At 56.0% G+C, this 234-nt stretch carries 1 pseudogene; it reads left to right on the top strand.

Going from position 1 to position 234, the window contains the following annotated elements:
* A pseudogene (locus tag QQ91_RS09755) lies at positions 1 to 234 on the top strand (DNA phosphorothioation-associated putative methyltransferase); the annotation flags it as partial.

The raw sequence follows: 234 nt of genomic DNA, 5'->3' as shown, positions 1-234 counted from the left end.
TACGACCCGGAAAATCCCCCCTTACTGCACCAGAAGGATCAGCTCATCACCGAGGACTATCCCGGCTATGCCAAGTTCGCCAAGCTCAGCCAACAAGAGCGCAAGTGGGGCTTGCTGGAAGACCCCAAGGCAATATTTGACCATCACGGTTGGGAGCAGTGCTTAGCTGAGCGTGGAGCAGAATTGCGGGGCCATCGAGTAGTCTGGCGCAAGGATGCTACCGAATATCAGAGG

Source organism: Lyngbya confervoides BDU141951 (assembly GCF_000817775.3).
Lineage (GTDB): Bacteria > Cyanobacteriota > Cyanobacteriia > Thermosynechococcales > Thermosynechococcaceae > Lyngbya > Lyngbya confervoides.
This window is presented reverse-complemented; position numbering and strand designations above follow the sequence as displayed.